The organism is Acinetobacter sp. A2, from assembly GCF_012371325.1.
GTDB lineage: Bacteria > Pseudomonadota > Gammaproteobacteria > Pseudomonadales > Moraxellaceae > Acinetobacter.
Genome location: NZ_JAAZQX010000053.1, coordinates 1 through 7,278 on the forward strand (window position 1 = coordinate 1; position 7,278 = coordinate 7,278).

The 7,278-nt window shown below is 34.5% G+C and carries 3 protein-coding genes; all 3 read right to left on the bottom strand.

Features of this window, described 5'->3' with window-relative positions:
* Positions 1-448 precede the first annotated feature (448 nt).
* From HHA43_RS12865 to HHA43_RS12875, 3 genes are read right to left on the bottom strand one after another with little or no spacing between them, the layout of a single operon-like run.
* Positions 449-1,783, bottom strand: a complete 1,335-nt coding sequence (locus HHA43_RS12865) for an McrC family protein (RefSeq protein ID WP_168382264.1) — start codon at positions 1,781-1,783, stop codon at positions 449-451.
* Positions 1,783-3,660 carry an McrB family protein gene (locus HHA43_RS12870; protein ID WP_228284190.1) on the bottom strand — a complete coding sequence of 626 codons (1,878 nt, stop codon included), beginning with the start codon at positions 3,658-3,660 and terminating at the stop codon, positions 1,783-1,785. The genes HHA43_RS12865 and HHA43_RS12870 overlap by 1 nt, the downstream gene beginning before the upstream one ends.
* Positions 3,661-3,677: 17 nt before the next feature.
* Complete coding sequence (locus HHA43_RS12875; RefSeq protein WP_168542762.1) at positions 3,678-7,085, bottom strand: TM0106 family RecB-like putative nuclease; 3,408 nt, start codon at positions 7,083-7,085, stop codon at positions 3,678-3,680.
* Positions 7,086-7,278 lie beyond the last annotated feature (193 nt).

A 7,278-nucleotide genomic window follows, 5' to 3' on the forward strand; every position in this document is an offset into this window, starting at 1 on the left:
AAATGGCAGAAGACTTTTATCGGTTAGCTGCCTAGAATCTCCCAAGTGAAAGTCTCCTGCTAATTCAGCACACATCAAGTTTTATCATGGTTTTATTAAATTTTATTGCTCTGCTGAATATTATCTTGATCCTCAGGATTTTTTTAATTCTGACTCATATAAAGATGGATATCGATACATCAACATCCATGAGGTATTGCAAAACAATGTTAATTATGAACAACAACTTAATACCTACCTTAATACGATATTGGATACTGAAACAGTATCCTTCAATTTTTCAATAAGCTATGATTTTTATTCAGAATCTGGCTATTTACCGCAGCTAGAAGATACTGTTGATCATTTAAAATATGTCAGAGATAGAGATGTATTCTTTAGCATTGTGCTTTCAAAGTATCCAATATCAGATAATAAGTTAGCTATTATACATTTAAGTCAAAAGTCTCTAATCTCTTGATTTTTTTATCATATCAAAACCGATTAATTTATCACTATCTAGATCAAAAGGAAGAACCCATATCTCTGGATTTTTTCCTTGATCTCTTTCATGCTTATTTAATAGAAACTTCATTAAAGCGTCATTAAATTTTGAACTTTTTGGATAAATCAAAACTATTGGACCATCGTGTTCAAGGTACATATAACTATAAGCAAACATTTGCTGCATATCACCATCGCTGATTCCATAACGCTGGTCTTCACTATTCTGATCCAATAATTTCCATTTTGTATCTAAAATCATATTCTTATATGATGATTGATGTTTAGCTTCAAAATAAATATCTGGTCGAAGATTAAACATGTCTTTTCGATTGTGACGACACAAATATTTATTACTCTTCTGCCTTTGGATTCGATAATGATCCGAATATGCTTTTTCAACCTTACTCAGCACATAAGCTTCAAATAACTTTTCCATCGGAAACAGCAAGCTCATTCCCTGCCATTCTCCTTGTAGTGCAGACGGTGTCTGCACTCCCAAAACTATTTCACACCAGACTTTGATTAGTTCATATTGAGCATATAAACGCCCTGATTTCCATTGAGGAAAGTCTAAACGCGGCAATCTACTCGTTGGCACCTCACTCAATTTAAGACGGATTTCATTTGCCAATCGCCAATTATCAGTATCTTGCGTGAGTTTACAGATTTTTTCTAATGCAGTTTTAATAAGACGATTTGGCGCCGTATTTAAAGAAAAAATATCATGTTCAATCGGAAAACGATGTTGCTCGGTCACTGGTTGAGTCAGATATCTTTGGATATTCAATTTACCTTTTAAATAGGCACTTTGCTCTGCGATACGTTGATATTCAGACCGTACACCTCGCTGAAGCAATAGGTTGCATGCCTGCAAAAAACGACTCATGATCCATTCACTTAAAGGCAAATTCAACTTATCTAGTGAAGCCTCTCCCACTTCACGAGCAGGTGGGAGCTTCCACAAGGCTTCTAGCATCTTTCGAAGTAACTGACGTTCATTCGCAAGTACTTCTTCCTTTTGATCTTGTGTTTGTATATCGACGTGTTTGGGTAATATCTCAATTGTATGCCCACACGGCGTAGAAATAATTCCCACAAAATTATCAACTTTGAGTGTTCTTCTCCCTTCTATTTCAAATATAGGAACCCCATTTTTTTTATATTGACCAGCCAACTCGCATAGATAATCAAATACCGAACTTGGTACTTTAATACGATCTAATTGTGTTGGCACCATCATTTCGGTATTGGTGCCATTATCTTCAATGACACCATATTCTCTAATCGTGAAAAGCACTATGAAGCAACCTTTTCCATAATGCTTTCTTTATTTTTTCCCTCAATGATTTTCATCAGTGCTTCTTTCTTTTTATCAACATCACCCTCAAATAGTTCTGTATTGATGTCCCAATTTCTACTTGCTAAATGTTCCCGTTCATGTGGTTGCATGTTAGGAAATAAATACTCTTCTACTTTTTCCATCTTCACCATCCCATTTTTATTAAGTACTAAATTAATTTTTCCCCAATCATCAAAGAAATATTCTTGTAATAATGGGATAATTTTTTTCTCAAATATTTTCATTAACTTTTCTAAGCTGGCATCGTTTTTCAATGAAATAAAATATGCATGCCCAATACAATGATCGCGATCCAGTAGCACCTGAATCCGTTTATTCATAGTCTCCAAAATGGCTTTGACATTTATATCTTTATAATCAGTGATTTGAATATCCTTTAAAACATTAGGCTCGGGCATCATTTCAATAAATTCAAAACGTCGTCTTAAAGCAATATCTACTGAAGTTAATGAACGGTCAGAACTGTTCATCGTACCTATAATATAAAGATTGTTTGGTACACTAAATTGCTCATTTGAATAAGGAAGAGTTACAGACAACTCTTCAAGTTGATCTGCACGTTTGGATTCCTCAATTAAAGTAATAAGTTCACCAAAAATTTTGGAAATATTACCTCGGTTAATTTCATCAATAATCAGCACATAGTTTTCTGTCGGATTATCTTTCGCGGACTTACAAAAACGTTTAAACACTCCTGCTTCTACTGGATATTTTAATTGTCCATTAACTTCTTTAACTTTAATGCCTTCTACAAAATCTTCATAACCATAGCTTTGGTGAAAGGTAACAAAACCAATTTGAGCTATTTGTTTATCAGTACTTTTTAGATATTCATTGAACCTTTGATTCATTTCCTCTCTAATTTTTTCATTTGAAATAGGTATCTTTCTTGATTCCAGTTCTTTCTGAATAATTTCTTTTAAAGTATCTTTTTGAATCTTATAAACAATTGATAACGCTTCATTAATTGTATTATATGTTTTGCCTGTCCCTGCAGGACCATACAAAATTTGATTTCGTGTGAATAATACATCGTTTAACTTATCTTGCTCTACAATCCTTGAATAACTATCTAGTATATTTCTGCTCTCTTGTTTTCGCTTTTTCAGAGCTTTTAAAGTTTCAATATAATCACCCCAAACCTTTTTATTAACTTTTTCAGTATTGCCTGAATTCACATTAAATTTAATCTCATTCTTCGTAAGATGTCTTTGACCAACCGCATTGAGTGGAAAATAGACTTCAGGTTTACAACGATACAGTGCTGTAGATAATTTATTAATGCCAACAGAACTAATCTTCAAAATCTCCTTGACATCATCGAAATTTAAATATTCCTGGTTATCTTTAGCATTGATTTCTTTAAATACCCCCCACAGTTTCGGAATCGTGTCATGATCTCGCTCGACAATGGAGCCATTTTTATTTTTAAAAACTTTATAGGGGTAATACCAAGCCCGTTGTCCATCAGAACTAGGGATATTTTTTATATCTTCCAGCCCAAAGCCTTCCTCTTCGCTGAGTTCTAAAAAAGCATTATGCATCTGCAAACGATTAGCATGAGTCCCTACATTAAGTAGACTAAGAACCGTAAAAGGATCTATTTCCTTATGATGATATTTTTCATCATTAACAATGCTCTTATTTTCATCAAAAATAAGATCAGATTTAAAATCTTGTCCCACACTTTTTTTTATATCCCTAATTCTAATTGCAAGTTCGCTTTGTTTATTTTCATATTCTTTAATTTTAGGGAATAACTTTTCAGTATATAAACGTACCCATTTTGGTTTTGTTAAATTAACTTGATTCATTTATAAATATCCTGATATTAACCTTTACTATTTTGTGCATATGCCATTAACTGACAAAATACATTTACTAACTTCTGCTGTTTAATATTGCTTGTATTACTATTCATTAAGTTTGGATTCCCTACCACGATTGCTAAAGACTGTGCTCTCGAATTCGCTACATTTAAACGGTTTTTATCAAACAAAAAATCCATTCCTCGTGGAGAATCATTCGCATCACTTGCACATAGGCTGAAAAATACAATAGGTGCTTCTTGGCCTTGAAACTTATCTACACTTCCCAGCTTTGCATTTTCACCTAAAGCAGATTTAAGCTTAGTCACTTGAAAATTATATGGTGCTACAAATAAAATATCATCTAAAGTAATAGGCTTTTTATTACCTTCCTTATCGGTATAAATTCGCCCAAGAAGCTCATTCACAGCATGTTGAATCGCTTGAACCTCTTCATCACTCGCTTGAGTATTTCCTTCATGTTCAACGGGGATGAATACAACACCTGCTTCCTTATTTAACACCCCCTTATAAGCATCAGGGACTTGAATAACTTGCAGATCGTTAGATTTGTGTGAATTTAACTTACCCTCATAAATGGCCTGACTGATAAACTCATTTACTTTTGAATGCATTCTGTAGGTAGTGTCGAGAAAGATGCCTCGATTAGGCTCAATTGTCGGATGATCTTTTAGCAAATAATCTAAAATAGACAAACCACTATCGCCAGGGTGCGTACCTTGAGCGGGTTGTCCTAGTTGCATTTGGTCACCCATTAAAACCAAATTATGAGCTGATTGACTCATTGCAATTAAGTTTGCTACCGATACTTGCCCTGCTTCATCAATAAACAAATAATCAAATTGCTTATTTAATTCCTCACGAGAAAACCCCCACGCTGTGGTACCAATGACACATGCTCCATCAAGATATTCAACTATTTTGTCATTCTTAATTTCTGAAATTCCAAAGTTTTCAATTTCAGTATCTGTATTTTTTGTACAATAGAAATGAGCTGGAATATTTTCATTTTGGCAATACTGTGCCACACCAATCAAAAGATTATTAATTGCCTTGTGGGAATTTGAGCTAATGCCTACTTTTTTTCCTTGCTTAAGTAGTTCTGCAATAACATGCTTACCTGTAAAGGTTTTTCCTGCTCCAGGAGGTCCTTGAATCACAATATATGAGTTATCCAAATTACAAATTGCCGATTTTATTTGATCCAACTTTTCTAAGTTTTTATGGCTCGAAACAATTATTTCTCCCTTTTCTATACCCTTAATGCGTGGATAATTCCGTCTTAAAAAATGGAGAATAGCATCATCATTGAGCTGGTTTTCATAATAGCTTCGGACTACTGTTTCTATTGCTTTTGGAATAGGCTTTGGATTCACATAATCATCTGGAATTAAATGCACAACAGAAAGCGGTTCTTTAAGCTGTAAGCAAATTCTGCCTTTTGAAACTGATGAATGCTCTTTTAATAATGTCGCTTTAAGATTGTTTCCCTTTTCATCTTCCTCCCCAAGAATATAAAAGCTAGTGGTATTTGCCATTTTAAATTCTTGATGAGGATCAAATGAATACTCATATGCTAAGCTTCTTGCTTTAGGGGTTGGTTTAAATGGCTCTTTGTCTGTACGAATACAATTTACTAGACAATCAAGGTCACCATAAAGCTCTTCTACTGTTAAGCCCATTCTTTCAAAGAGTCGCCAAAAAACTGGCTTAGCTTCTCTACGATGGAATTCCAGAGCCCAAGCCATGTTTTCACAAATTTGTGACTCAATTATATCTTGAGACTTAAGAGATTCTGCTTTACTCAATAATTGATCTCTTAACTGAGTTAATGCCGTTGTTTCTTCACTTAGCTCTTTTTCTACAATGTCTTTTTTACCTACATACTGGATGCCAAATTCTTGCTGTTTCTGATGCAACCAAGCCACCAACTCTTGCGTACTATTACAATCATCAATATTGTAGTCTCGGATACTTTTCAGGACTTGTGATGTTTGCCAGGTTAAGCCATCTGGATTAACTCGCCAATTTTCATACACGACAACAGAATCGCCGCCGGAACCCACTTCTGTCTCACGTTTACCACGGTATAAGTGTTCTACATTTTTAATAGAATATTTAGGTTCACCAATCAGCAATCCATTTTTAACGATCTTGTACAAATCAACAAAAACTTCATTTCTTAGCAATTGATCTACTTCAAATTCGCAAACACCATAGCGACACATGAGCTTCTTACACGCAGCAATTTCATAGTTTGCATAATGGTAAATATGCATCGTAGGATCTTGTTGCCAACGTGCATAAACCCATTCGATAAATGATTTAAATGCTATTTTTTCTTCAATTTCATTGTGAGCCCAAAAATCTATAAATTTACGCTCACCTTTTTCATCGAAATATGTACATCCCCACAAGTACTCAAGTCCCCCTTCAATTAAAGGAAACCCCTCGATATCAAAGTACACATCATTTTCAGAGTGCTGAGGTAATAGTGCCAATCCTAGTTTTTCATGAGTGTTAATGATTTCAAATAAAGGCGTTGCAAGCCCTTCACTTTTTCGCTGAATTTGGGCCTGTGCTTTTAATCTTTTATATACATCAGTATTCAAGCTCTTAATGCTTGGCTTATCACTATCAATCAAGTCTTGCATCGTTTGAATACAATCAGCATTCAGCTTCTTGATTTGCGAGCGTGTAATTGTGGCGACTTGTGAAAGGTGATCTGCCTCTTTGAGCAATTGCTTTGCATAATTACTCCACCCTCCCCATGACTTAGAATCAGAAGGATTGGGGCAATTTTCCAAATCGAATTTTTCGTGCAATTTCAAAAAGGCATTTTTTACTGATTGATAGTAATAGTAAAATTCTTGTGTTCTCAATCGCTGTTGAGTTTGATCACCTAAAATAATGACAAAATCATCAGAATAACGACCTTGAATAGCTGCAATCATTTCCTGATAGCAACATAATTGGATGGTGTAATATGGTTGTAGTGATTTTGAGAGCTTGGCGTCCCAAATTTCATAATGATAGTCCCCAAGTTGACTAGAACCTGGAACCTTAACTAAAAAATCAGCAAAGCCAGTAAATTTACCTTTACTCAAACAAGCCTGAAGAATGACATCTGCACCTTCTTTCATGGCCTGTATCGTTGCAGCCTTCTTATCTGAACTTAATCCTATATCTGTAATTGTTAAGCCTTGTCGCTTCAATCCTTCCAATACAGATGATTCGTGCTCTGCACCTTTATCCTGAAGCATGAGCATCATTGCATCATCTTGATCTTTTAAATCTAAAGCTTCAGGAGCAATAAGACTGAAATGTTCCATCCAAGAAGCAAAAGGACTTTCTAAAAACAGGATTAAGTCTGAGGGAGAAAAAATTAAATTATCATTGTGTAGTTTCATATTTACCCCAAATATTTTTATAAAGTACTAAAAAAACAAATACTACTATAAACATATGATAATTATTACTATTATTTAGTCTTATGAATTAGCCCCAGTACTTTTGTATTTTCCAGCTCTGTACACGACAAATTTCACAGAACCCTTATCCTATCAGGATTCTGCTTTCTTAAAATTGCCAAAATTTCCTTAA